At 72.9% G+C, this 21,716-nt stretch carries 20 protein-coding genes and 1 tRNA gene; 9 read left to right on the plus strand and 12 right to left on the minus strand.

The features are described 5' to 3' along the window. Positions 1 to 13: 13 nt before the first annotated feature. On the minus strand, positions 14 to 733 hold the full coding sequence (locus CCO04_RS24455; RefSeq protein ID WP_215816796.1) for a response regulator transcription factor: 720 nt from the start codon (positions 731 to 733) through the stop codon (positions 14 to 16). Positions 734 to 851: 118 nt separating this feature from the next. Between CCO04_RS24455 and CCO04_RS24460 the strand changes: the two genes are divergently transcribed. After that, positions 852 to 1,340, plus strand: a complete 489-nt coding sequence (locus CCO04_RS24460; RefSeq protein WP_215816797.1) for a hypothetical protein — start codon at positions 852 to 854, stop codon at positions 1,338 to 1,340. Positions 1,341 to 1,498: 158 nt separating this feature from the next. Here CCO04_RS24460 and CCO04_RS24465 read toward each other — a convergent pair whose 3' ends face one another. The 4 genes from CCO04_RS24465 to dnaG form a co-directional block, all read right to left on the minus strand. Further along, positions 1,499 to 3,241 carry a sulfatase gene (locus CCO04_RS24465; RefSeq protein WP_215816798.1) on the minus strand — a complete coding sequence of 581 codons (1,743 nt, stop codon included), beginning with the start codon at positions 3,239 to 3,241 and terminating at the stop codon, positions 1,499 to 1,501. Positions 3,242 to 3,403: 162 nt separating this feature from the next. Beyond that, positions 3,404 to 3,476 (minus strand) — tRNA-Asn (locus CCO04_RS24470). A gap of 75 nt (positions 3,477 to 3,551) precedes the next feature. Continuing rightward, complete coding sequence (locus CCO04_RS24475) at positions 3,552 to 4,055, minus strand: hypothetical protein (RefSeq protein WP_215816799.1); 504 nt, start codon at positions 4,053 to 4,055, stop codon at positions 3,552 to 3,554. After that, entirely contained in the window at positions 4,052 to 5,950 is a 1,899-nt protein-coding gene (dnaG, locus tag CCO04_RS24480) for a DNA primase (RefSeq protein ID WP_215816800.1), read from the minus strand. Before dnaG ends, CCO04_RS24475 begins: the two co-directional genes overlap by 4 nt. Positions 5,951 to 6,125: 175 nt before the next feature. Here dnaG and CCO04_RS24485 point away from each other — a divergent pair, with 175 nt between their 5' ends. Both CCO04_RS24485 and CCO04_RS24490 read left to right on the plus strand, forming a co-directional pair. Then, the gene (locus tag CCO04_RS24485; RefSeq protein WP_215816801.1) at positions 6,126 to 6,935 is read left to right on the plus strand and encodes a L,D-transpeptidase; all 810 of its coding nucleotides are present in this window, start codon (positions 6,126 to 6,128) and stop codon (positions 6,933 to 6,935) included. Positions 6,936 to 7,028: 93 nt separating this feature from the next. Further along, positions 7,029 to 7,952: a choice-of-anchor P family protein gene (locus CCO04_RS24490; RefSeq protein WP_215816802.1), complete on the plus strand. Its 924-nt coding sequence runs from the start codon at positions 7,029 to 7,031 to the stop codon at positions 7,950 to 7,952. A 78-nt stretch (positions 7,953 to 8,030) separates the two neighbouring features. Here CCO04_RS24490 and CCO04_RS24495 read toward each other — a convergent pair whose 3' ends face one another. Beyond that, positions 8,031 to 9,248 carry a deoxyguanosinetriphosphate triphosphohydrolase gene (locus tag CCO04_RS24495; protein WP_215816803.1) on the minus strand — a complete coding sequence of 406 codons (1,218 nt, stop codon included), beginning with the start codon at positions 9,246 to 9,248 and terminating at the stop codon, positions 8,031 to 8,033. Between the two features lie 57 nt (positions 9,249 to 9,305). Here CCO04_RS24495 and CCO04_RS24500 point away from each other — a divergent pair, with 57 nt between their 5' ends. Then, on the plus strand, positions 9,306 to 10,283 hold the full coding sequence (locus CCO04_RS24500; RefSeq protein ID WP_215816804.1) for a hypothetical protein: 978 nt from the start codon (positions 9,306 to 9,308) through the stop codon (positions 10,281 to 10,283). On the opposite strand, the gene CCO04_RS24505 is transcribed toward CCO04_RS24500, so the two are convergent. The 5 genes from CCO04_RS24505 to CCO04_RS24525 form a co-directional block, all read right to left on the minus strand. Next, positions 10,277 to 11,140 (minus strand): hypothetical protein, encoded by an 864-nt coding sequence (locus CCO04_RS24505; RefSeq protein WP_215816805.1) that lies wholly within the window; start codon positions 11,138 to 11,140, stop codon positions 10,277 to 10,279. The two genes, CCO04_RS24500 and CCO04_RS24505, sit on opposite strands and share 7 nt — an antisense overlap. A 154-nt stretch (positions 11,141 to 11,294) precedes the next feature. Beyond that, complete coding sequence (gene dusB / locus CCO04_RS24510; RefSeq protein ID WP_257751658.1) at positions 11,295 to 12,434, minus strand: tRNA dihydrouridine synthase DusB; 1,140 nt, start codon at positions 12,432 to 12,434, stop codon at positions 11,295 to 11,297. After that, positions 12,431 to 13,141 carry a hypothetical protein gene (locus CCO04_RS24515; RefSeq protein WP_215816806.1) on the minus strand — a complete coding sequence of 237 codons (711 nt, stop codon included), beginning with the start codon at positions 13,139 to 13,141 and terminating at the stop codon, positions 12,431 to 12,433. Before CCO04_RS24515 ends, dusB begins: the two co-directional genes overlap by 4 nt. Next, positions 13,135 to 14,532 carry a glycine--tRNA ligase gene (locus CCO04_RS24520; protein WP_215816807.1) on the minus strand — a complete coding sequence of 466 codons (1,398 nt, stop codon included), beginning with the start codon at positions 14,530 to 14,532 and terminating at the stop codon, positions 13,135 to 13,137. The genes CCO04_RS24515 and CCO04_RS24520 overlap by 7 nt, the downstream gene beginning before the upstream one ends. Before the next feature lie 83 nt (positions 14,533 to 14,615). Beyond that, entirely contained in the window at positions 14,616 to 14,930 is a 315-nt protein-coding gene (locus CCO04_RS24525) for an antibiotic biosynthesis monooxygenase (RefSeq protein WP_215816808.1), read from the minus strand. Positions 14,931 to 15,021: 91 nt separating this feature from the next. Between CCO04_RS24525 and CCO04_RS24530 the strand changes: the two genes are divergently transcribed. From CCO04_RS24530 to CCO04_RS24550, 5 genes are all read left to right on the plus strand, one after another. Further along, entirely contained in the window at positions 15,022 to 17,469 is a 2,448-nt protein-coding gene (locus tag CCO04_RS24530) for a molybdopterin-dependent oxidoreductase (protein ID WP_215816809.1), read from the plus strand. Then, a complete protein-coding gene (locus tag CCO04_RS24535) occupies positions 17,466 to 18,029 on the plus strand; it encodes a TetR/AcrR family transcriptional regulator (protein ID WP_215816810.1) in 564 nt (187 codons plus the stop codon). Before CCO04_RS24530 ends, CCO04_RS24535 begins: the two co-directional genes overlap by 4 nt. A 67-nt stretch (positions 18,030 to 18,096) precedes the next feature. Beyond that, entirely contained in the window at positions 18,097 to 19,047 is a 951-nt protein-coding gene (locus CCO04_RS24540; protein WP_215816811.1) for a metal ABC transporter substrate-binding protein, read from the plus strand. Next, positions 19,044 to 19,871: a metal ABC transporter ATP-binding protein gene (locus CCO04_RS24545; RefSeq protein ID WP_215816812.1), complete on the plus strand. Its 828-nt coding sequence runs from the start codon at positions 19,044 to 19,046 to the stop codon at positions 19,869 to 19,871. The genes CCO04_RS24540 and CCO04_RS24545 overlap by 4 nt, the downstream gene beginning before the upstream one ends. Then, positions 19,871 to 20,878: a metal ABC transporter permease gene (locus CCO04_RS24550; protein WP_215816813.1), complete on the plus strand. Its 1,008-nt coding sequence runs from the start codon at positions 19,871 to 19,873 to the stop codon at positions 20,876 to 20,878. The genes CCO04_RS24545 and CCO04_RS24550 overlap by 1 nt, the downstream gene beginning before the upstream one ends. Here the strand turns inward: CCO04_RS24550 and CCO04_RS24555 are convergent. After that, the gene (locus tag CCO04_RS24555; protein WP_215816814.1) at positions 20,875 to 21,708 is read right to left on the minus strand and encodes an isoprenyl transferase; all 834 of its coding nucleotides are present in this window, start codon (positions 21,706 to 21,708) and stop codon (positions 20,875 to 20,877) included. The two genes, CCO04_RS24550 and CCO04_RS24555, sit on opposite strands and share 4 nt — an antisense overlap. Positions 21,709 to 21,716: the final 8 nt, after the last annotated feature.

The raw sequence follows: 21,716 nt of genomic DNA on the forward strand, positions 1-21,716 counted from the left end.
GGGCTCATCCGGTTCACCCGGCCGCCGGCTTCAGCACGTAGCCCGCGCCGCGCATGGTGTGGATCATCGGCTCGCGGCCGGCGTCGATCTTCTTGCGCAGGTAGGAGATGTAGAGCTCGACGACATTGGCCTGGCCGCCGAAGTCGTAGTTCCAGACCCGGTCGAGGATCTGGGCCTTGCTCAGCACCCGGCGCGGGTTGCGCATCAGGTAGCGCAGCAGCTCGAACTCGGTCGCGGTCAGCGCGATCTCCGCACCCGAGCGGGTGACCTCGCGGCTGTCCTCGTCGAGCACGAGGTCCCCGACGACGAGCGTGGACCGGCTCTGCTCGACGGCGGTGCCAGCGCGGCGGACGAGCGCGCGGAGGCGGGCGACCAGCTCCTCGAGGGAGAACGGCTTGGTCACGTAGTCGTCGCCGCCGGCGGTGAGCCCGGCGACCCGGTCCTCGACCGCGTCGCGGGCGGTGAGGAAGAGGACCGGGACGCTCGGGTCGTCGGCGCGGATCCGGCGCAGGACCTCCATCCCGTCGTAGTCGGGCAGCATCATGTCGAGCACGACGACGTCCGGGCTCTGCCCGCGGACGGCGGCGACCGCCTCGCCGCCGGTGTGAGCGGTCTCGACGGCCCAGCCCTCGTAGCGCAGCGCCATCGCGACCAGCTCGGCGATGTTGACCTCGTCGTCGACGACGAGGGCGCGCAGCGGCGTACCGTCAGGGCGGGTGGCGGACTCGGTCATGGCACCAGACTGTGCCACCAACCTGTGCTGTTCCTGTGAGGACCTTGTGGGGTCGTTCCATGTCCAACCCATCGGCCGGGCACAGACTCCGCACAGGGTGCGGAGCCACCGTGGCTGCATGACCGACAACGAGAAGTCCCCCACGCCCGAGGCCCCCGAGCCTGTCGAGCCCGCCGCGCCCGCCGCGGCCGAGGCCGCTCCCCCCACCGAGGCCGCTCCCCTGGGCCCGCCCCCGGCCGGACCGCCCCCCGTGCTCAAGCAGCGCTGGCGCGACCGGGCCTTCACGCTGCGCTCGCTGCTCGCGGTCGGCGTGGCCGGGGTGGTGCTGGGCGCCGGCGCGGGCGCCGGTACGGCGCTCGTGGCCGGCCACGACGACGGCCCCGACCGCTCCGGACGCCCGGAGTGGATGCAGGGCCCCGGCAGCGGCCGCTTCCCCGGTGGTGGCGGTGGCGGCGGTGGCATGGGCGACGGCAACGGCCAGCGGTTCGCGCCTCCGGGGAGCAGCCAGGTCCCGCCGGGCACCGTCCCCGAGCAGCAGGGTCAGAGCGACGGCAGCGGCTCGTCCGGCAGCAGCAGTGACAGCAGCGGTGGCGCCGCCAACGGCTAGGGCGTGTCTCTCACGTCCGCGCCGTCGCGAGCGGCGTTTGCGGCCGATCTGGCAAGGCCGAGTCGCGAAGGCGGGCCGGAGGCCCGTCGAGTCGGCGAGAACGCCGCCAGATCGAGTCGCAAACGCCGCGCAGCAGGCGCAGACGTGAGAGACACGCCCTAGCGCCAGCCGTAGGCCCGGTCGATCGCCGTCCAGTAGGCGTCGGTCGAGGCCGCGTTGGTCGCCGCGTCGGCGGCGAGCACCGGCGGCAGCGGCGTGCGGCAGGTGGCACCCGCGCAGTCCTTGAGCGTGGGCCAGAGCCGGTCGAGCTCCTCGCGGACCGCGGCGTAGGCCGGGTTGTGGAAGACGTTGTGGTCCTGGCGCGGGTCCTCGACCATGTCGTAGAGCTCGCCGCCGCCGTTGCGGAAGCGGGTGTAGGAGTAGCGCGAGACCCGGATGCCGATCGTCGTGCGGGGGTCGGTGAACGCGGGGTCGTTGCCCGTCGAGGTGTTCATCGCCTCCGAGACGATGGGCGTCGTCCAGCCCTGGTCGCCCCGCTCGAGGGTCGGCACCCGGCTGATGCCGTCGGCCGGGCGCGGCGGGTCGGCGTCGGCCAGGTCGAGCAGGGTCGCGCTGAGGTCGACCGTGGAGATCGGGTCGTAGCGCTTCTGCTCGGTGCGCAGGCCGGGGCCGGTCACCAGCAGCGGGACGCGCAGCGACGGCTCGTAGGCCCAGACCTTGACCATCTGGAAGCCGTGCTCGCCCAGCAGCAGGCCGTTGTCGGAGGTGAACACGAAGACCGTGTTCTCCCAGGCACCGGAGCGCTTGAGCTCGCGGATCAGCCGGGCGATGTTGCGGTCCATGACGTGGACCGCCTCGGCGCGCTGGCGGGTCACATTGCGCAGGGCGGCACGGTCGCGCGGGCCCAGGTCCTGGGTACGCCGCTGCACGGGGATCGGCTTGTCGTGCCGGTCGCGCTCGAGCACCTTTCCGGTGCGGGCGAACCCGGCGGGGCGGTCGATGGTCCGGTTGAACTTCCCCTTGACCCAGTCGGGCCGGGCCGGGGTGGGCAGCCGGACCAGGTTGCCGCGCGCGCTGCGCACCCGGGCCGGGTCGTCGGGCTCGATCGGGCCGCCGTGGTGCGGGGCGACGTAGTTGACGTACATGAAGAAGGGGTCGGGCTTGGCCGCGAACCGGCGGGCCATCGCGACGGAGAAGTCGCCGATCACGTCGCTCTGGTACACGCCGCGGTAGCGGTTGTCGATCGTGCCGTTGACGTTGAACGGCGTGTCGAAGTAGTCGTAGGTCTGGCCGTGGAAGCCGGCGTTCCCCGGGTTCTCGACGGCCGCGCGCCAGTCGGTCCAGCCCGGCGGCACGAACCGGTACGACGGCTCCCCGCTCACCTTGGAGGTCGCCGAGCCGTAGCGGTTGAGGTACTTGCCGATGAACCCGGTGCGGTAGCCGGCCGCGGTCATCGACGTCCCGAGCGTGCGCGAGTCGTCGAAGGCGCCGTAGCCGTAAGGCGGGTCGTGCCAGAAGACCTTGTGGTTGTGGGCGTACTCGCCGGTCAGGAACGACGCCCGGGCCGGGCAGCACAGGGGGTAGGGCGAGAAGGAGTTCTCGAAGGTGACGCCCTGGCGCGCGACGAGCTTGCGCAGGTGCGGGGCGAACGCGAGGTCGTCGACGCGCATGTCGTCGGCCATCACCACGACGACATTGGGCTTGTCGGGCAGCCGTACCGGCGTCATCGAGGGCACCGGCGGGCGGGCGACGCCGCCCTCGGGGCCGACGGCCGACCGGGTCGGCTCCCCGGCGGCCGGACGGGTCGGCCCGTCGCCTCCCTGGAGGACCGCGACCAGCACCGTCACCGCCGCGAGGACCCCCACCAGGACCACCGACGCCTTCACGACGGACGCACGCATCCGTTTCCTCCCCTGTTCACCGCGACACCGTACGGTCGTTAAGACGCTGCGGAGCGCGGTTTGGTTGCCTTCGTTCAACAGTGATCCGCGGCTCCTGCCAGCGCACCGGCCCCGGCAACGACGAAGCCCCGCCGGATGACTCCGACGGGGCCTCGTGACCTGCTCCCCCGACTGGACTCGAACCAGTAACCCTTCGATTAACAGTCGAATGCTCTGCCAGTTGAGCTACGGGGGATTGTTGCTGCTCCGCCTCGCGGTGGAGCGGGGAAACACTAGCAAGACCGGCGCCGCGGCCCGAAATCGAGGGGGGTCACTCGCCGACGTCGGCGCGGGCGAGGGCCAGCGCCTCCTGCACCACCGCGGCGACCGCCGGATCGGCGGGGTCGAGGCCGTCGTCGTACTCGACGAACCAGGAGAGCTCGGCGTGGGTGCCCGGTGGGCGCCGGGCGAGGATCCGCACGGAGCGGCGGCCGGCCACCGGCACGTGGCGCTGGACGGCGATGCTGGCGGTGACCCGCTCCCGGACGAGCTGGAGCAGCCGGGCGGCGTCGCCGAGGACGACGGCGTGGACGGGCGCGGGCTCACCGAAGGAGCCGACCTCGACCACCCGCAGGGTGTCGGTCTCGTTGTCCCAGTCGGCGCTCGCGACCTGCTCCCACGGGATCCGGTCGGGCACGTAGAGCGCGTCGCGGGTGCCGCCGACCAGGTGCGGCTGCCCCTCCGCGGGGGCGCGCACCGGCGCCCAGGCCAGCAGCCGCTCCCCCGGTCCGACGGGGAACGGCGGGCGGCGCGAGGCGATCGGTGGGAACCTCACGGCGCTCCCGCGATCTTCTCGCGCAGGTTCCGGCGACGCTCCTCGAGCGCGGCCAGCTCGCCGAACATCTTGTTGTAGTCGGTGGCGTTGTCGAGCGGGTTGGTCCGCTGGAGCCGTGAGCGCACCTCGTCGATGCGGCGCAGCACGGTGAGCTCCTGGAGCCGGTGGATGTGGTGGGCCACGTAGCCGGCGTCGACCTCGCGGTGCAGCGGGATCGGCTCGACGGCCAGCGCGCTGACCAGCGAGGAGAGCTCGGGCTCGCCGGCCGACTCGCGGATCTTGGAGACCCAGCCCGGGTCGTTCTGGCCCGCGACCGTGCCGCCCGCGGCGTCGATGAGCTCCCACACCGCGCGGTAGGTCGGGTGGGTGAAGTCGTTGGCGCCGATGTCGGTGGACGTGCGGCCGATGGCGAGCGGGTGCTGGAGGACCACCCGCAGGGTGGCGCGCTCGATGCCGAAGCGCGGGTCGCGCAGGTCCGGTACGGCGGCGCGCGCCGGCGCGGCCGGGGCGGGTGCCGGGGAGTGCTGGGGAGCGCGGTCGCGGCCCCCGGACGCCGGCGCGGGCCCCCGGGCGGCGGCGCGGCGTACCTCGGCGCGGGCCTGCTCCATGTCGACGCCGACCATGCCGGCCAGCTCGCGGGCGAAGGCGTCGACCTTGGACTTGTCGCGGACGCTCGCGACCAGCTTGGCGCCCTCGCGCAGCGCGTCGACCCGGCTGTCGGCGCGGTCGAGGTCGTAGCGGCCGATCACGTTCTCGAGGACGAAGCGGTAGAGCGGGCGGCGGCTGGCGACGAGCTCGCGCACCGCGGCGTCGCCGTCCTTGATCCGCAACTCGCAGGGGTCCATGCCCTCGGGCGCGACCGCGACGTAGGTCTGGGAGACGAAGCGCTGGTCGCCCTCGAACGTGCGCAGCGCGGCCTTCTGGCCGGCCTCGTCGCCGTCGAAGGTGAAGACCACCTCGCTGCGCAGCTCGGCGTGGTCGTCGAGGAAGCGGCGCAGCACCCGGGCGTGGTCGTCGCCGAAGGCGGTGCCGCAGGTGGCGACCGCCGTACCGACGCCGGCGAGGTGGCAGGCCATCACGTCGGTGTAGCCCTCGACGATGACCGCCTGGGAGCTCATCGCGATGGACTTGCGGGCCAGGTCGATGCCGTAGAGGACCTGGCTCTTCTTGTAGATCGGGGTCTCGGGAGTGTTGAGGTACTTGGCGTCGATCCGGTCGTCGTCGAAGATCCGCCGGGCACCGAAGCCGATGGTGTCGCCGTTGGTCTCGCGGATCGGCCACAGCAGCCGGCCCCGGAAGCGGTCGTAGAGCGAGCGGCCCATCGCGACCAGGCCGGCGGCGATGACCTCCTCGGAGCTGAACTTGCGCCCCGACAGGTGGCGCCACAGCGCCTCGCCGTCGCGAGGGGCGAAGCCGATGCCGAAGGTGAGGGCGGCCTGCTGGTCGAAGCCGCGCTCGGCCAGGAACGTGCGGGCCGCGAGCGCCTCGGGGGTGCCGAGCTGCTCGGCGTAGTACTCCTGGGCGACCGCGTGGGCCTCGACGAGCCGGCGTCGCTGGGGGCCCTTGGGCCGCTGCTCGTCGAACCCGGACTCGTCGCGGCGCAGCTGGATGCCGTACTTGTCGGCCATCCGCTCGACCGCCTCGCCGAAGGTGAGGCCGTCGATCTTCATCAGGAAGGTGAAGATGTCACCGCCCTCTTGGCAGCCGAAGCAGTGGAAGAAGCCGCGGGCGGGCGTGACGTGGAAGGACGGCGACTTCTCGTCGTGGAACGGGCACAGGCCCTTGAGCGAGCCGCCGCCGGCGTTGCGGAGGGTGACATAGCTGGCCACGACCTCGTCGATCCGGGCCTTCTCACGGACCGCGGCGATGTCCTCGTCACGAATCCGTCCGGCCATGCCCTCGATCCTACTGAGGAGGTCCCCGGGCGCTGCGGCCAGCGCCGCTCTCAGTGACCCGGAGAGGAATTGAGGCGAGCCTGAGCGTGACCTTCGTCGCCCCTGCGTCGTTGAGAGCGCGGGGAGGACCGCACGAAGGGTCATGGGGAATTGGGAGTTCGGGGAGGGACCGAGCATGGAGCAGCCATCAGCGCGCAGCGACCGCGGCAGCTGGCCGGTGGTCCTCGTCGCGCTCCTCTTCGCGATCTCGGCCCTGGTGCTGGTCCTCAAGGACGGCGGGAACGACGCGCCGACCCGGCCGAGCGCGGCCCCGGTCAAGGCGGCCACGCTGAAGTCCCTGCCGCTGAGCTCGACGATGACCACGATCAAGACCGCGCCGAAGGACCCCCGGCCCACGAAGACGCCCAAGGGCACCGTGGTGCACCCCCAGCGGATGACCGCGCTGTACGACAAGCCCGACGGCACGGCGTTCGGCAAGGTCGGGCCGAAGCAGTTCGGCGACGCCTGGTTCCCGGTGATCACGCGCAACCGCGACTGGGTGCAGGTGCTGCTGCCGTCCAAGCCGAACGGCTCGACCGGGTGGATCCGCTCCGCCGACCTGACCGAGGCGCACAGCCCGTACGTCATCCGCGTGCACCTCGGCGCGCGCTCGCTGGAGCTGGTCCAGGACGGCGAGCTGATCGGCACCTGGACGGTCGCCGTCGGCGCCTCCGGCACCCCGACGCCCGTGGGACGCACCTTCGTCCTGGGCCAGATCGTCGACGACAAGCAGCCGTTCTCGCCGGTGATCCTGCCGCTGGGCACCCACAGCGACACCCTCGACTCCTACGGCGGCGGCCCGGGCACGGTCGCCCTGCACGGCTGGACCGACCCGGCCGTCTTCGGCAAGGCGATCAGCCACGGCTGCGTGCGGGTGCCCGATGACGCCCTCGCGCTGCTCCGCACCGTCCCGATCGGCACCCCCGTGATCGTCGACGAGGACTGATCCCCGGCCCCCACCACCGACCGCTCCCCCCGAACCCCCGACGGCGCCCCTCCCCCGGACTGCCGAGCAAGTGAAGAAGATGAAGGGAACACCATGAAGATCAAGCGGCACCTGGCCCCGGTGGCCGGCGCTCTCCTGCTCGTGACGGGAGCGGCCTCGGTCGCCCTGCTCGGAGGCGGCTCCGCCACCGCGGCGGGCAACCCGTCGTCCGCCTTCGGCCTCGAGCTGACGATCGCCGACAACACCGCGATCGACAAGCTCCCTTCGGTCGTCTCGACCAACGGCACCGAGGTCACCGACGAGCTGATCGACACCGACACGCTCAACCCGCTGCTCTCCGGCGGCGTGGTCCAGGTCAAGGCCAAGAACGGCAACGCCTCGGCCAACGTGACCGGCCTCGGCGTGGGCGACGGCTTGCTCTCGCAGCTGCCCCCCGACGTCAAGAGCCAGCTCGACAACGTCTGCAAGACGATCGTCGACGCACTCGGCCCGCTGACCGATCCGATCAACCAGCAGGTCGTCGGGCCGCTGCTGACCCAGCTCAACGGCGTCCTCAAGACGATCAGCGACGCCACCGACGGCAGTCCGCTCAACCTGAGCCTGCTCGGCGCCCTCGACCTCGGCAACCTGACCAGCCTCCAGCTCAACGGGCTGTGCGACGTGCTGGCCGGCCGGACCAAGATCGTCAACGCCGGCACCGTCATCGCCGAGTGCACCGGCGACACGGGCAAGACCACCATCGCCGACCTGAAGGCGCTGGGCCTCCCCGTCAACATCCCGGTCACCGAGCCCAACGCCAAGGTCGAGATCCCCGGCGTCGTGACCATCACGGCCAACGAGCAGATCGCCAACGCCGACGGCACCTTCACCGTCAACGCGCTGCACCTCAACCTGCTCGGCCAGATCGACCTCACGATCGCCTCGGCGACCTGCGGCGAGGTGACCACCGACCGCGAGAGCCCGAGCGAGGCGCCGTCCCCGACGCCCGTCGAGTCGCACGTCCCGGTCACCGGCTGATCTCCGGCCCCTGACCTCGCACCGGCCGGTCGCAGCACGTGCTGCGGCCGGCTGGTTCGTTTTCCGGGCTGCGGAGGGCTAGCCGACCAGGCGGGCGTGCCAGGCCACCGCGCTCGCGTCGGTGAGCGAGGCGACCTGGTCGATGACGACCCGGGTCCGGGCGGCGTCGTCGGCCGCGGCCCGCCAGTCGGCGGCGAACGTCTCGTCGAGGGCGTCGCTGCCCCGGTCGAGCAGGACCACGACCAGCTCGGTGAGCAGCTCGCGCTGCCGGGTGAGCTGGGCGCGGTGCGAGGCGTCCTCCATGACGTAGTGCGCGGCCACGCCCTTGAGCACCGTGATCTCGGCCCAGGTGTCCGCGGGCACGACCAGGTCGGCGGCGTAGCGCACGAAGGGGCCCTCGCTCGCGGCGAAGGTCGCCTCCTGCACGGCGCCGCAGAAGCGGCCGATCAGGTCGCTGGTGAGGTTCTTGAGCGCGGCCAGGCTCCCCCGGCGGCCGTCGTACGACGCCCGGGGCCAGCTGCCGACCGCGCGCAGCCGCTCGAGCACCGCGTCGAGCTCGGCATCGGTCGCGCCGGGGCGGTACCAGGCGCGCACCGTCTCCCAGACCGCCGCCGGGTCGAGCCGGGTGAGGTCGATCTTGCCCGCGACCGTGCCGTCCTCGACGTCGTGGACCGAGTAGGCGACGTCGTCGGCGAGGTCCATCACCTGGGCCTCGACGCACTGGCGGCGCTCGGGCGCGCCCTTGCGGACCCAGGCGAACGCGGCGCGGTCGTCGTCGTACGTGCCGAACTTGGGGGTGCCAGCCTCACCGGGACCCCACGGGTACTTGGTGCAGGCGTCGAGGGTGGCCCGGGTCAGGTTGAGCCCGGCGTCGGCCGTCTTGGCCTCGAGCCGGGTCAGCAGCCGCAGCGTCTGGGCGTTGCCCTCGAAGCCGCCGACGTCCCCGGCCAGCGCCGCGAGCGCGCGCTCGCCGTTGTGGCCGAACGGCGGGTGGCCGAGGTCGTGCGCGAGCGCGGCCGTCTCGGTGATGTCGGGGTGGGTGCCGAGCGCCCGGGACAGGTCGCGCGCGATCTGGGCGACCTCGAGGCTGTGGGTGAGCCGGTTGCGGACGAAGTCGTCGCTCTGCGGGCCCACCACCTGGGTCTTCGCGGCCAACCGCCGGAACGACGCCGCGTGCACCACCCGCGCCCGGTCCCGCTCGAACGCCAGCCGCTCGGGCGCCTCGACCCGCTTGGGCGGCTCGGGCACGATCCGCTCGCGCGCGTGCGCGTCGTACCGCTGCTCGACGGGGTCCACGGGCCGACCCTATCGAGCGCCGGACAACCGCGGGCCCGGCCCGGGCGTCATCTCGGCATGGCCCGGCTCCTGACCCTCCTCGTGCTCGGCGTCCTGGCGCTCGCGGGGTGCGACGACTCCCCCGCGGCGGCGCCCGCGCCAGCCGATTCCTGGGCCGACCTCCCGGAGGGTCCGGCGCCGGCGGTGCCGTACGTCGACGGCCGCCGCTACGTCACGCCGGGGCACACGTGGAGGCTCCCGGGCGGAGGGCGCGGGGTGAGCGGGGTCGTCCCCTACGCGGACGGGCTGCTCGTGGCGGACGCGACCTACTTCGAGGGGACCAACGGGCTCGCGCTGGTCCGGCGCGGGCGGCGCGTGGACGGCTCGCGCTGCGCCGGCGGGACGCCGGTCGCCTCCCCCGACGGCCGGTACGTCGCCTGGGTGACCCTGCGCTGCCCCGAGAGCGAGGACCGGTCGGTGGGCGCGGTGCACCGGGCCGCGGCGGACGGCTCCGGCGAGGTGGTCCGGCCGATCGGCCCGGGTGTGGCTCAGGTGGTCGGCTTCCTGGGCCGCGAAGTGGTCCACAACCGCGGGTTCCAGGACGGCGCCTGGCGTACCGGGTACGACGGCGCGCCGGTCCGCATCCCCGGCGTCGACCGGGTCCTCGACGTCAGCGCACGCGGCGGGCTGCTCGTCGGCCGGCGCGGCGACCGGGCCCGGCTGGTGATCGACGCGCGCGGGAGCGTCCGGTGGCGGGCCACCACGGGCGACCTGTCGTGGTTCAGCCCGGACGGGTCGTCGGTGCTCGCGGTCGAGGGCCGGCGGCTCCAGGTGCTGCGCAGCGCCGACGGCTCAGCGCGGGCCGGGCTCGACCTGCCGGTGGGTGCCGACCCGTCGAGCGTGGTCTGGGAGGGCGAGCGGAGCCTGCTCGTGCTCGTCGAGCGGTCCGGCCGGGGTGCGGTGGTGCGGCTGGGGCTGGACGGCGCGGCCGAGCGGGCGACCGCGCTCCGGCCGGTGCGGCCGGGGCGGGCGTCGTACGTGCTGCTGGGTCAGTAGACCGAGACGTGCACGTGGTCGAGGTGGTTCGCCGTGACGGAGCCGCGGTTGGACATCCCGCGCCAGCCCTCGCCCGAGCGCTCGACCGACCAGATCTTCTGGGAGTAGATGATGTAGGAGACGCCGAGCACCGCGTAGTTCTCGCGCACGAACTCCGCGATCTGCCAGCCCCGCGCACCCGAGATCATGATGTCGACCGCGCGGCCGGTCTCGTGGTCGCCGGAGATCGAGGCGCCGCGGATCGTGCCGTAGACGCTGACGTCGGGGAAGGCGGCGCAGACGGCCTGGTGGACCTTCTTGATGCTGGCGCTGACCGAGTCCGGGACGGTGGTGCCGTTGGTGCACGCACCGCCGAGGGTGGCCGGCTTCTCGTCGCTGAAGTAGCCGTCGGTGACCCAGCGGGCCTTGCCGTCGACGACGACCTCGGCGCGGTCGGCGTAGCGGCGGCCGGTGAGGACGACCTTGTCGCCCTCCTCGAGCTCGCCGACCTGCTTGCCGCGCTTGTCAGGGCGGGTCCAGAGGTTGAGGGGCGCCGTCGTCCAGCGGCGGGTGTCGGCGTTCTTGACGGCCTTGGTGACCGCCGGCGTCGCCAGCATCCGGTCCAGGCGCGTCCCGACGGCGTCGGCCGAGCGGTCGGCGCTGCGGGAGATCACGGGGATCTCGCGGGGGGCCTGGTCCTCGATCGAGCCGGAGGCGGCCTTGGCGCGGTCGAGCGCGACGAGGTCGGCAGGGGGCTCGGAGGAGCCGAGGACTCCGGTGGTGACGACCGCAGTGGTCGCCAGGACGGCGAGCGAGCCGGCCAGGAGGGCGGCCCGGGGCGTACGTCGCGCGGTTTCCCGCTTGTGGCTGGTGGCCACGCGCTGATTCCTTTGCTGTCGCTGACAGATGTATCCCGAGGACTCCGACCTGGGCCAGAGCATCGTGCTACTAGAGCACAGAGATCAAGCCTTCAACCAATTGGTGAGACGCCTCGGGCGGGTGAGCCCGCGCACACCGGACGCGCCGCGACACTCAGCCACCGGTGGTCTCGTCGACGTCCTCGAGGACGCCGCAGGCCCCCTCGCCGAGGCCGTCGGTGTCGTCCAGCCAGCCCTCCGGGAGCACGATCCGGTGCCGCGGAGCGCCCTGGCGCCCGCGGGGCGCGCCGAGCTCGGAGACCGGGAACGGCTCGTCGCCGTCGAGCTCGGCCAGCAGCCGGTCGAGGGCGGCCAGGGAGTCGACGAGGCCGAGCGAGCGGCGCAGCTCGCCGCCGGCCCGGAAGCCCTTGAGGTACCAGGTGACGTGCTTGCGGAACTCCTTGCAGCCGCGCTCCTCGCCCATGTGCTCGCTGAGCAGCTCGGCGTGGCGGCGCATCATCACGGTCACCTCGCCCAGCGTGGGCAGCGTGGTGGCACCGGGGCCCTCGGGGCCGAAGGCCGAGGCGAGGTCGCGGAACAGCCAGGGGCGCCCCAGGCAGCCGCGGCCGACGACGACGCCGGCGACGCCCGTCTCCTCGACCATCCGTACGGCGTCCGCGGCCTCCCAGATGTCGCCATTGCCCAGCACCGGCAGGTCGACGCTGGCGACCAGCTCGGCGATGGCGGACCAGTCGGCCTGGCCCGAGTAGGCCTGGGCGACCGTGCGCCCGTGCAGCGCGATGGCGGCGACGCCGGTTTCCTGGGCGATCCGGCCGGCGTCGAGGAAGGTGAGGTGGTCGTCGTCGAGGCCCTTGCGGGTCTTCATCGTCACCGGCACGTCGTACGGCGCCGCGGCGGCCACCGCCTCCTCGAGGATGCGGCCGAGCAGGTTGCGCTTCCACGGCAGCGCGCCGCCGCCGCCCTTGCGGGTGACCTTGGGCACCGGGCAGCCGAAGTTGAGGTCGACATGGTTGACACCCCATTCACCACACAACAGCTTGGTGGCCTGGCCGACGTAGGTCGGGTCGGTCCCGTAGAGCTGGACCGAGCGCACCGTCTCGGCCTCGTCGAAGACGAGCATCCGCTTCGTGGTCTCGTCGCCCTCGACCAGCCCGCGGCTGGTGATCATCTCGCAGACGTAGAGCCCGGCCCCCTGCTCGGCGCAGAGCCGGCGGTAGGCGGCGTTGGTGATGCCGGCCATCGGGGCGAGCACCACCGGCACGGGCACCTCGAGCGAACCGAGGGTCAGCGTCACTGCTTGTCGTCCTTCTTGTCCTTCTTGCCGGACTTGCCGGGCTTGGCCGGCTTGGCCGGCTTGGTCACCTTGGTGATCTCCCCGCTCCAGGTGACGGCGTCCTGGCCGCCGAAGGGCGAGAAGGTGACGTTCTCGAACGCCTTGCCGGGCGCGATGAAGTAGACCTGGCACAGCTCGGCGGTGGCGCCCGCCGCGAACGGCGTCGGCAGCGCCGCGCCCACGCAGGCCGGCAGCTGCTCGGCCGTGTAGTAGTTCGGCGCCTCCAGGGTCGCGCCGTCGGAGGCCCACAGAACGTTGGCGAGCTTGAGCCCGCCCAGGTCCGTGTCGCCCTCGTTGGTGAGCGCCACCCGCACGAAGTACGGCGTCCGCGCGGCCGTCGCCGCGTCGAGGTTCCAGCCCGGGAACGACGCGGCGAACGTGGTGCGCTCGATCTTCTGCACCGCGACCTCGAGCACCGCGACCTCGTCCTGGCGCCGCTGGAAGGCGATCACGCCCTCCTCGCCCAGCCCCAGCTGCGTGCCGGGCTCGGTGAGCGTGGTGCCCTCGGGCACCGCGAGGTACGACGCGGGCGCCGTCGAGCTGGGCGCCTCGCTCGCCCGGGGGCGGTCGTCGGCGTCCTTGCCGGCGTCCGACCCGCACGCCGCGAGCCCGGCGGCCGCCACGAGGGCGGCCACCGGCACGGCGGCGAGCCGGACGCGGGTCAGCATCCGACGAGCCGCTCGGCGAAGTAGGTCGTCAGCTTGTCGAGGGCCACCCGCTCCTGGGACATGGTGTCCCGGTCGCGCACGGTGACCGCCTGGTCGTCGAGGGTGTCGAAGTCGACGGTGACGCAGTAGGGCGTACCGATCTCGTCCTGGCGGCGGTAGCGCTTGCCGATGGCACCCGCGTCGTCGAACTCGACGTTCCACAGCGCGCGCAGCTCGGTCGCGACGGCCTTGGCCCGCGGTGTGAGGTCCTCGTTGCGGCTCAGCGGCAGCACGGCGACCTTGACCGGCGCCAGGCGCGGGTCGAGGCGCAGCACGGTGCGCTTGTCGACGCCGCCCTTGGTGTTGGGCGCCTCGTCCTCGGCGTAGGCGTCGACCAGGAAGGTCATCAGGCTGCGCGAGAGGCCGGCTGCGGGCTCGATGACGTAGGGCACGTAGCGGGTGTTGTTGGCCTGGTCGAAGTACGACAAGTCCTTGCCCGAGTGCTCGGCGTGGGTGGAGAGGTCGAAGTCGGTGCGGTTGGCGATGCCCTCGAGCTCACCCCACTCGGAGCCGGTGAAGTTGAAGCGGTACTCGATGTCGGTGGTGCCCTTGGAGTAGTGGCTCAGCTTCTCGATCGGGTGCACGAAGTGGCGCAGGTTGTCGGGGTTGATGCCGAGGTCGACGTACCACCGGGTGCGCTCCTCGATCCAGTACTTGTGCCACTCGTCGTCCTCACCCGGCTTGACGAAGAACTCCATCTCCATCTGCTCGAACTCACGGGTGCGGAAGATGAAGTTGCCGGGCGTGATCTCGTTGCGGAAGCTCTTGCCGATCTGGGCGATGCCGAACGGGGGCTTCATCCGCTGCGAGGTCACCACGTTGGCGAAGTTGAGGAAGATGCCCTGGGCGGTCTCGGGGCGCAGGTAGTGCAGGCCCGACTCGTCCTCGACGACACCGAGGTGGGTCTTGAGCATGCCGGAGAACTCACGGGGCTCGGTCCACGCGCCGCGGGTGCCGCAGTTGGCGCAGACGACGTCCTTGAGGTCGACGTCGTCGGGGTTGGCGATCCCTTTCTTCTCGGCGTACTGCTCCTGCAGGTGGTCGTAGCGGTAGCGCTTGTGGCAGGAGAGGCACTCGGTCAGCGGGTCGTTGAACGTCGCGACGTGGCCCGAGGCCTCCCAGGTCTGGCGCGGCAGGATCACGCTGGAGTCGAGGCCGACGACGTCGTCGCGGCTCTGCACCATCGAGCGCCACCACTGGCGCTTGATGTTCTCCTTGAGCTCGACGCCCAGCGGACCGTAGTCCCAGGCGGAGCGGGTGCCTCCGTAGATCTCCCCGCAGGGGTAGACGAAGCCTCGGCGCTTCGCGAGGGAGACGACCTGGTCGACGGTGGACGGGGGCGGCTTGGCCACGGGGAATCCTTCGGGGGACGAGCCCGGCTGGCTGCCGGGCGTGACTTCTGTTGTCGGTCTCGCGCGGTACGCGAAGTAAAGGCCTAGGTTACGCGAGCGTCGGCCACGTTGAGCACGCCGCCGGGCTCGACCACCTCGTAGGCGCCCGGCTCGTCGATCGCCCGGCTCAGCACCGGCACGCCGTGCAGCTTGAGCTCGTACGACGACAGCGCCCGCCGGTAGGCCCCGACGTTGTCCCAGCGGGTGGTGAGCACCCACAGGTCCGGGTCGTCGAGGTTGCGCCCGATCGAGCCGCCGGCGTAGCCCGGCTTGTCGGCCAGGAGTCCGTGCACGCGCTCGAGATCGGCCCGGAGCGAGGCGGGGTCCTCCCCCGCGCGGAAGCGGTTCACGACGAGCACGAGCCGCACTCTACGCACCCGGCCGGCCCTTGACGCGGCGGTCGGCGGAAGCGACTATGACAGGTGTCATAGTCGAGCGGCGGGAGCCACCATGACCACGACCTCCGAACCCACCTGGCAGAAGTCGGCCTGCATCCTGTGCGAGTGCAACTGCGGGATCGAGGTGCAGGTCGAGGACCGTCGGCTCCTGCGCATCCGCGGTGACAAGGACCATCCCTCGTCGGCGGGCTACACCTGCGAGAAGCCGCTGCGCCTCGACCGCTACCAGAACGGCACGCCCCGGCTGACCAGCCCGCTGCGGCGGCGCCCCGACGGCACCTACGAGGAGATCGACTGGGACACCGCGATCACCGAGATCGCCGGGCGCCTGGCCGCGATCCGTGACGAGCACGGCGGCGACAAGATCTTCTTCTACGGCGGCGGCGGGCAGGGCAACCACCTCGGCGCGGGCTACGGCCAGTCGCTCCAGGCCGCGGTCGGCGCGAAGTACAAGTCCAACGCGCTCGCCCAGGAGAAGACCGGCGAGATGTACGTCGACGGCCGGCTCTACGGCGGCCACACCAAGGGCGACTTCGAGCACGCCGAGGTCGTCGTCTTCGTCGGCAAGAACCCGTGGCAGTCGCACTCCTTCCCCCGTGCCCGGCCGGTGCTCAAGGAGATGGCGGCCGACCCGGCCCGGACCATGGTCGTGATCGACCCGCGGCGCAGCGAGACCGCGGCGATGGCCGACGTCCACCTGCAGGTCCGCCCGGGCACCGACGCGTGGTGCCTGGCCGCGCTCGGCGCGGTCCTGGTCCAGGAGGACCTCGTCGACCACGCCTTCGTCCGCGACCACACGACCGGCGCGGAGCCGGTGCTCGCGGCCTACCGCGAGGTCGACGTCGCCGACTACGCCGCCCGCTGCGGCGTGCCCGAGGACCTGATCCGCACCACCGCCCGCCGGATCGGCACCGCCGCGAGCGTCTGCACCTACGAGGACCTCGGCATCCAGCAGGCGCCGCACAGCACGCTGAGCTCCTACCTCAACAAGATGCTGTGGATCCTCACCGGCAGCTTCGCGCAGGAGGGCGGGATGTTCCTGCACTCGACCTTCGCGGCGATCGCGGGCGGTGGCTCGCCCGCGGCGCCCTCCGGCGGGTCGCGGCGGACGCGCTCACCGCTCCGGCGGGTCGCGGGTGCCGCGAGCGACCTCGCCGTCGCCGGCGCGGTCCGGCTGCCGGCCTTCCTGCCCGACCTCGTCGCCGCGCCCGCGGCCCGGGCGCTGCGCGGGCCGGTCGCGGCCGTGGCTACCGGAGGTGGCGCGCCCGGGGCGCCGGCGCGCACGCCGGCGGCGGAGCGTCGTACGCCGGTCACGGGGGCGCGGATCATCGCCGGGCTGGTGCCGTGCAACTCCATCGCCGAGGAGATCGACACCAACCACCCCGACCGGTTCCGGGCGATGTGGATCGACAGCGTCAACCCCGCGCACTCGCTGGCCGACTCGGCCGGCTTCCGCAAGGCGATGCGCGCGCTCGACCTGAGCGTCGTGGTCGACATCGCGATGACCGAGACCGCCCGCGAGGCGGACTACGTGCTGCCCGCGGCCACCCAGTTCGAGAAGTGGGAGTGCACGTTCTTCAACGTCGACTTCCCCGAGAACGTCTTCCACCTGCGCGCGCCGCTGATGGACCCGCTGCCCGGCACCCTGCCCGAGCCGGAGATCTACGCCCGCCTGGTGCGCGAGCTCGGCGTCGTCGACGAGGGCGTGCTCGCTCCCCTGCGCCGGGCCGCCGCGCGCGGGACGACCCAGTACGCGCTGGCGTTCTTCGCGACGGTGGCGGCCCGGCCGCGGCTGATGGGGCTGGCGGCGTACCTGCTGCACGAGACGCTGGGGCCCACGCTCGGCGGGGCCCGCAGCGCCGCCGCGCTCTGGGGCGTCGCCCAGCTGTGCGCGCTCAACCAGCCCGCGGCGGTGGCCCGCGCCGGGTTCGGCGGGCCCGGGTTCGAGCCCGGGAACCGGCTGTTCCGGCGGATCCTCGAGGGCGAGGCCGTCGTCTTCACCCGCGACGAGCACGCGGACGCGTGGGACTACGTGCGGCGGCCGGACCGGCGCTTCACGCTCGAGATCCCCGAGCTCGTCGAGCGGTTCCGCGCCCTGGCCGACGAGCCGAGCTCGTGGACCAGCGCGGAGTTCCCGGTCGTGCTCTCCGCCGGCGAGCGGCGCTCGTTCACCGCCAACACGATCATCCGCGATCCCTCCTGGCGCCGGCGCGACGCCGACGGCGCGCTGCGGATCAGCCCGGCCGACGCCGCCGCGCTCGGCGTCGGCACCGGGGACGCCGTCCGTGTGGTGACCGAGGCCGGCAGCGCGGTCGCGACGGCCGAGGTCACCGACACCCTCCAGCCCGGGCACGTCTCGCTGCCCAACGGCCTCGGTGTCGTCCACCCCGACGGCTCCCCCGGCGTCGCGCCCAACGAGCTGACCTCGGTGCACCACCGGGACTGGCTGGCCGGGACGCCCTGGCACAAGTACGTGCCGGCCCGGCTGGAGCGCGCATGAGCGGCCGGCTCGCGGCGCCGCGCGAGGCGATGCTCGACAGCGCGATCGCCCTGTTCCGCGAGCGCGGCGTGGCGGCGACCTCGCTGCGCGACGTGGTGGCCCACAGCGGCGCCCCGCGCGGCTCGATCTACCACCACTTCCCCGGTGGCAAGGCCGAGCTGGCCGAGGACGCCACCCGCCGCGCGGGCGAGCTGATGGGCCTGCTGATCCGCCGGATCGTCGACAGCGCCGACCCCGCCACCGCGGTCGAGGCGATGATCGACCACTGGTCCGGGGTGCTGCTCGGCAGCGACTTCGCCGCGACCTGCCCGGTCGCCGCGGCCGCCCTGTCCCCCGACGAGACGGCGGCCGCGCGCGCCGCCGCCGGGAACGCCTTCGCGGGCTGGGAGGACGTCCTCGCCGCCGCGCTCACCGAGCGGGGACACCCCGCGGCCGAGGCGGCGGACCGGGCCGCGCTCGTCGTCAGCGCGATCGAGGGGGCGCTGCTGGTCAGCCGCGCCCGTCGTACGGACGCGCCGCTGCGGGCGGTCGGCCGGGAGCTGGTGCGCCGGCTGACCTGAGCCGTGCCGCCCCCGGCGCCGCCTCGCCGACTTGACCGGACCCGCTCCGCAGATGAGAATGATTCTCATGCGCTTGATGTCCGGCCTCGTCGCCCTCTCCTCCCTCGCCCTGCTCGCCTCCGGCTGCTCGGCGTTCAGCGACGACACCAAGGCCGACGGCAAGACCACCGTCGCCGCCGCCTTCTACCCCCTGGCCTACGTCTCCGACCGCGTCACCGAGGGCACCGGCACCGACGTCCAGCTGCTCACCCAGCCCGGTGCCGAGCCGCACGACCTCGAGCTGACGGTCAAGGAGACCGCCGAGCTCGCCTCGGCCGACCTCGTCGTCTACGAGTCGGGCTTCCAGCCGGCCGTCGACGACGCCGTCGAGCAGAACGCCGGCGGCGCCACCCTCGACGCCACCAAGGTCGTCGACCCCCTGCCCTTCGACGAGTCGGCCGAGGAGCACGAGGAGCACGCCGGCGAGGAGGGGCACGACGAGGAGCACGACCACGACCACGGCGAGCTCGACCCGCACTTCTGGCAGGACCCGCTGCGCATGGCCGACCTCGGTGACGCCGTCGCCGACAAGCTGGCCGGCGTCGACGCCGACCACGCCGAGCGCTACCGCTCCAACGCCGCGGCGCTGCGCACCGACCTCGAGGCGCTCGACGCGGAGTACACCGCTGGCCTGGGCGCCTGCACGCGTGACACCATCGTGGTGTCCCACGACGCCTTCGGGTACCTCGAGAAGTACGGTCTCCACGTCGCCTCGATCGTGGGGCTGACCCCCGACGCCGAGCCGACCGGTGCGACGCTGGGCAAGCTGAAAGAGCTCATCCGGACGGAAGGCATCACCACGGTGTTCAGCGAGCCGCTCAAGCCGGCCCTCGGCGAGAACTTCGCCAAGGACCTCGGTCTCCGCAACGGCGTGCTCGACCCGATCGAGGGGCTGACCGACGCCACCGCGGACGAGGACTACCTGACGCTCATGCGCACCAACCTCGAGGCCATCGTCGCCGCCAACGGGTGCCGATGAGCACCACCCCGGAGACCCTGGCCGCGCCGGCCGCGGTCGCGATCAGCCACGGCAGCGTCGCCCTCGGCGGCCGCCCGGTGCTGCGCGGCATCGACCTCAGCGTGGCCCCCGGCGACTTCGTCGCCCTGATGGGCGCCAACGGCTCGGGCAAGTCCACGCTCGTGCGTGCCCTGGTCGGCCTGCGGCCGCTGGTCTCCGGTGAGGTCCGCCTCTTCGGCACCCCCCTCGACGACTACGACGACTGGCGCCGGATCGGGTTCGTCCCCCAGCGCGCCACCGCCGCCTCCGGCATCCCCGCCTCGGTGTGGGAGGTCGTCGCCGCCGGGCGGCTCACCCGGCGCCGGCTGCTCCGCCCGCTCTCCCGGACCGATCGGGCCGCCATCGACGAGGCGCTCGAGATCGTCGGCCTCGCCGACCGGCGCCGCGACGCGGTCAGCAACCTCTCCGGCGGCCAGCAGCAGCGCGTGCTCATCGCCCGCGCGCTGGCCGGCGAGCCGGAGCTGTTCTTCCTCGACGAGCCCACCGCCGGCGTCGACCTGCCCAACCAGCAGGTGCTCGCCGACACCCTGCGCCGGCTCAAGGAGCGCGGCGCGACCATCGTCCTGGTCGCCCACGAGCTCGGGCCGCTGGCGCCCCTGGTTGACCGCGCCGTCGTCCTGCGCGACGGACGGGTCGCCTACGACGGCCCCCCGCTGCTCGACCACGAGGTGCACCAGCCCTGGTTCGCCGAGCCGCACACGCACCACCATCACCACGGACGCCCCACGGCCGACCACGTGCCGCAGGTCTCCTCCCCCGTCGACCGGCCGCGAGGCGATGCCTGATGTCCCCCCTCGAGCTGTTCGCCGAGCCGTTCATGCAGCGCGCCCTCATCGCCGCCCTGCTCACCGGACTCGCCGCGCCCGCCATCGGCACCTTCCTCGTCCAGCGCCGCCTCGCCCTCATGGGCGACGGCATCGGCCACGTCGCCGTCACCGGTGTCGCGATCGGCCTGCTCACCGGCGCGTCCCCCCTGTGGACCGCCGTGCTCGTCGCCGTGCTGGGCGCGGTGCTCATCGAGGTGATCCGCGAGCGCGGGCAGACCAACGGCGACGTCGCCCTCGCCCTGCTGTTCTACGGCGGCCTGGCCGGCGGCATCTTCATCAGCGGGCTCGCCGGGCAGAGCGCCTCCGCGCTCAACCGCTACCTCTTCGGGTCACTGAACACCATCTCGTCGAGTGACGTGCTCGTCACGATGGGCCTGGCCATCGCCGTCGTCGGCCTCTGCGTCGGCCTGGCACCCCAGCTCTTCGCCGTCGCCCAGGACCAGGAGTTCGCCCGGGTCGCCGGCCTGCGCGTGCGCTCCTACAACGTGCTCGTCGCGGTGCTCGCCGCCGTCTCCGTCACGGTCGCCATGCGCACGGTCGGCCTGCTGCTCGTCTCGGCGCTCATGGTGGTGCCGGTGGCCACCTCCCAGCAGGTCACCCGCTCGTTCCGGACCACCCTCGGCGCGGCCATGGCGCTCGGCACCCTGGCCTCGGTGGGCGGGCTGGTGGCGGCGACCTTCGCGTCGTACAAGGTCAACGTGGCGCCGGGGCCGACGATCGTCCTGCTCGCGCTCGCCTGCTACGCCATCGCCTGGCCGATCGGGATCTGGCTGCGCCGCCGGGCACGCCTGCGCGAGCCGTTCGCGTCCGGGCAGGCCGCGCCCGAGCACGACGCCTGCGGTGAGCACCCGCACGCGCACGGACCGGGGTGCGGGCACCTCGCCGTACCGCACGACGACCACGTGGACTACGTCCACGACGGGCACCGGCACGCGGTGCACGGCGCGCACTACGACGAGCACTAGGCGGTCGGGTTGGGCTCCGCCCCGCCGTAGCGCCGGTCCCGGCGGGCGTAGGTGTCGATCGCCTGCCACAGGTCGCGCCGGTCGACGTCGGGCCAGAGTACGTCGGAGAAGACGAACTCGGCGTACGCCGCCTGGTAGAGCATGAAGTTTGAGAGCCGCTGCTCGCCCGAGGTGCGCCAGATCAGGTCGGCGTCGGGGAGCTCGGGCACGTAGAGATAGCGGCCGAGGGTGCGCTCGTCGACCTTGTCCGGGTTGATCCTGCCGGCCGCGACGTCGCGGGCCAGCGCCTTGGCGGCGTCGCCGAGCTCGGAGCGGCCGCCGTAGTTGACGCACATGGTCAGGGTCAGAACGTCGTTGTGCTTCGTGAGCTCCTCGGCGACCTGGAGCTCGGTGATGACCGACTTCCACAGCCGTGGGGCGCGCCCGGCCCAGCGGACCCGGACGCCGAGCTCGTGCATCTCGTCGCGGCGCCGGCGGATGACGTCGCGGTTGAAGCCCATCAGGAACTTCACCTCGTCGGGGCTGCGCGACCAGTTCTCGGTCGAGAAGGCGTACGCCGAGATGGCCTTGACCCCGATCTCGATGGCGCCCTCGACGACGTCGAACAGGCTCGACTCGCCCTCCTCGTGCCCCTTGGTGCGGGGCAGGCCGCGCTCCTTGGCCCAGCGGCCGTTGCCGTCCATCACGATCGCGACGTGGTGCGGCACGAGCTCAGCCGGTACGGCGGGCGGCCGCACCCCCGAGGGGTGCGGGGTCGGCGGGCGGACCGGGCCACGGGCGGCGGCCGCGGCCGCCTCGGCGGCACGGGTACGACGGGAAGCGCGAGTCACGAGGACCA

Source organism: Pimelobacter sp. 30-1 (genome assembly GCF_018831735.1).
Taxonomy (GTDB): domain Bacteria; phylum Actinomycetota; class Actinomycetes; order Propionibacteriales; family Nocardioidaceae; genus Nocardioides.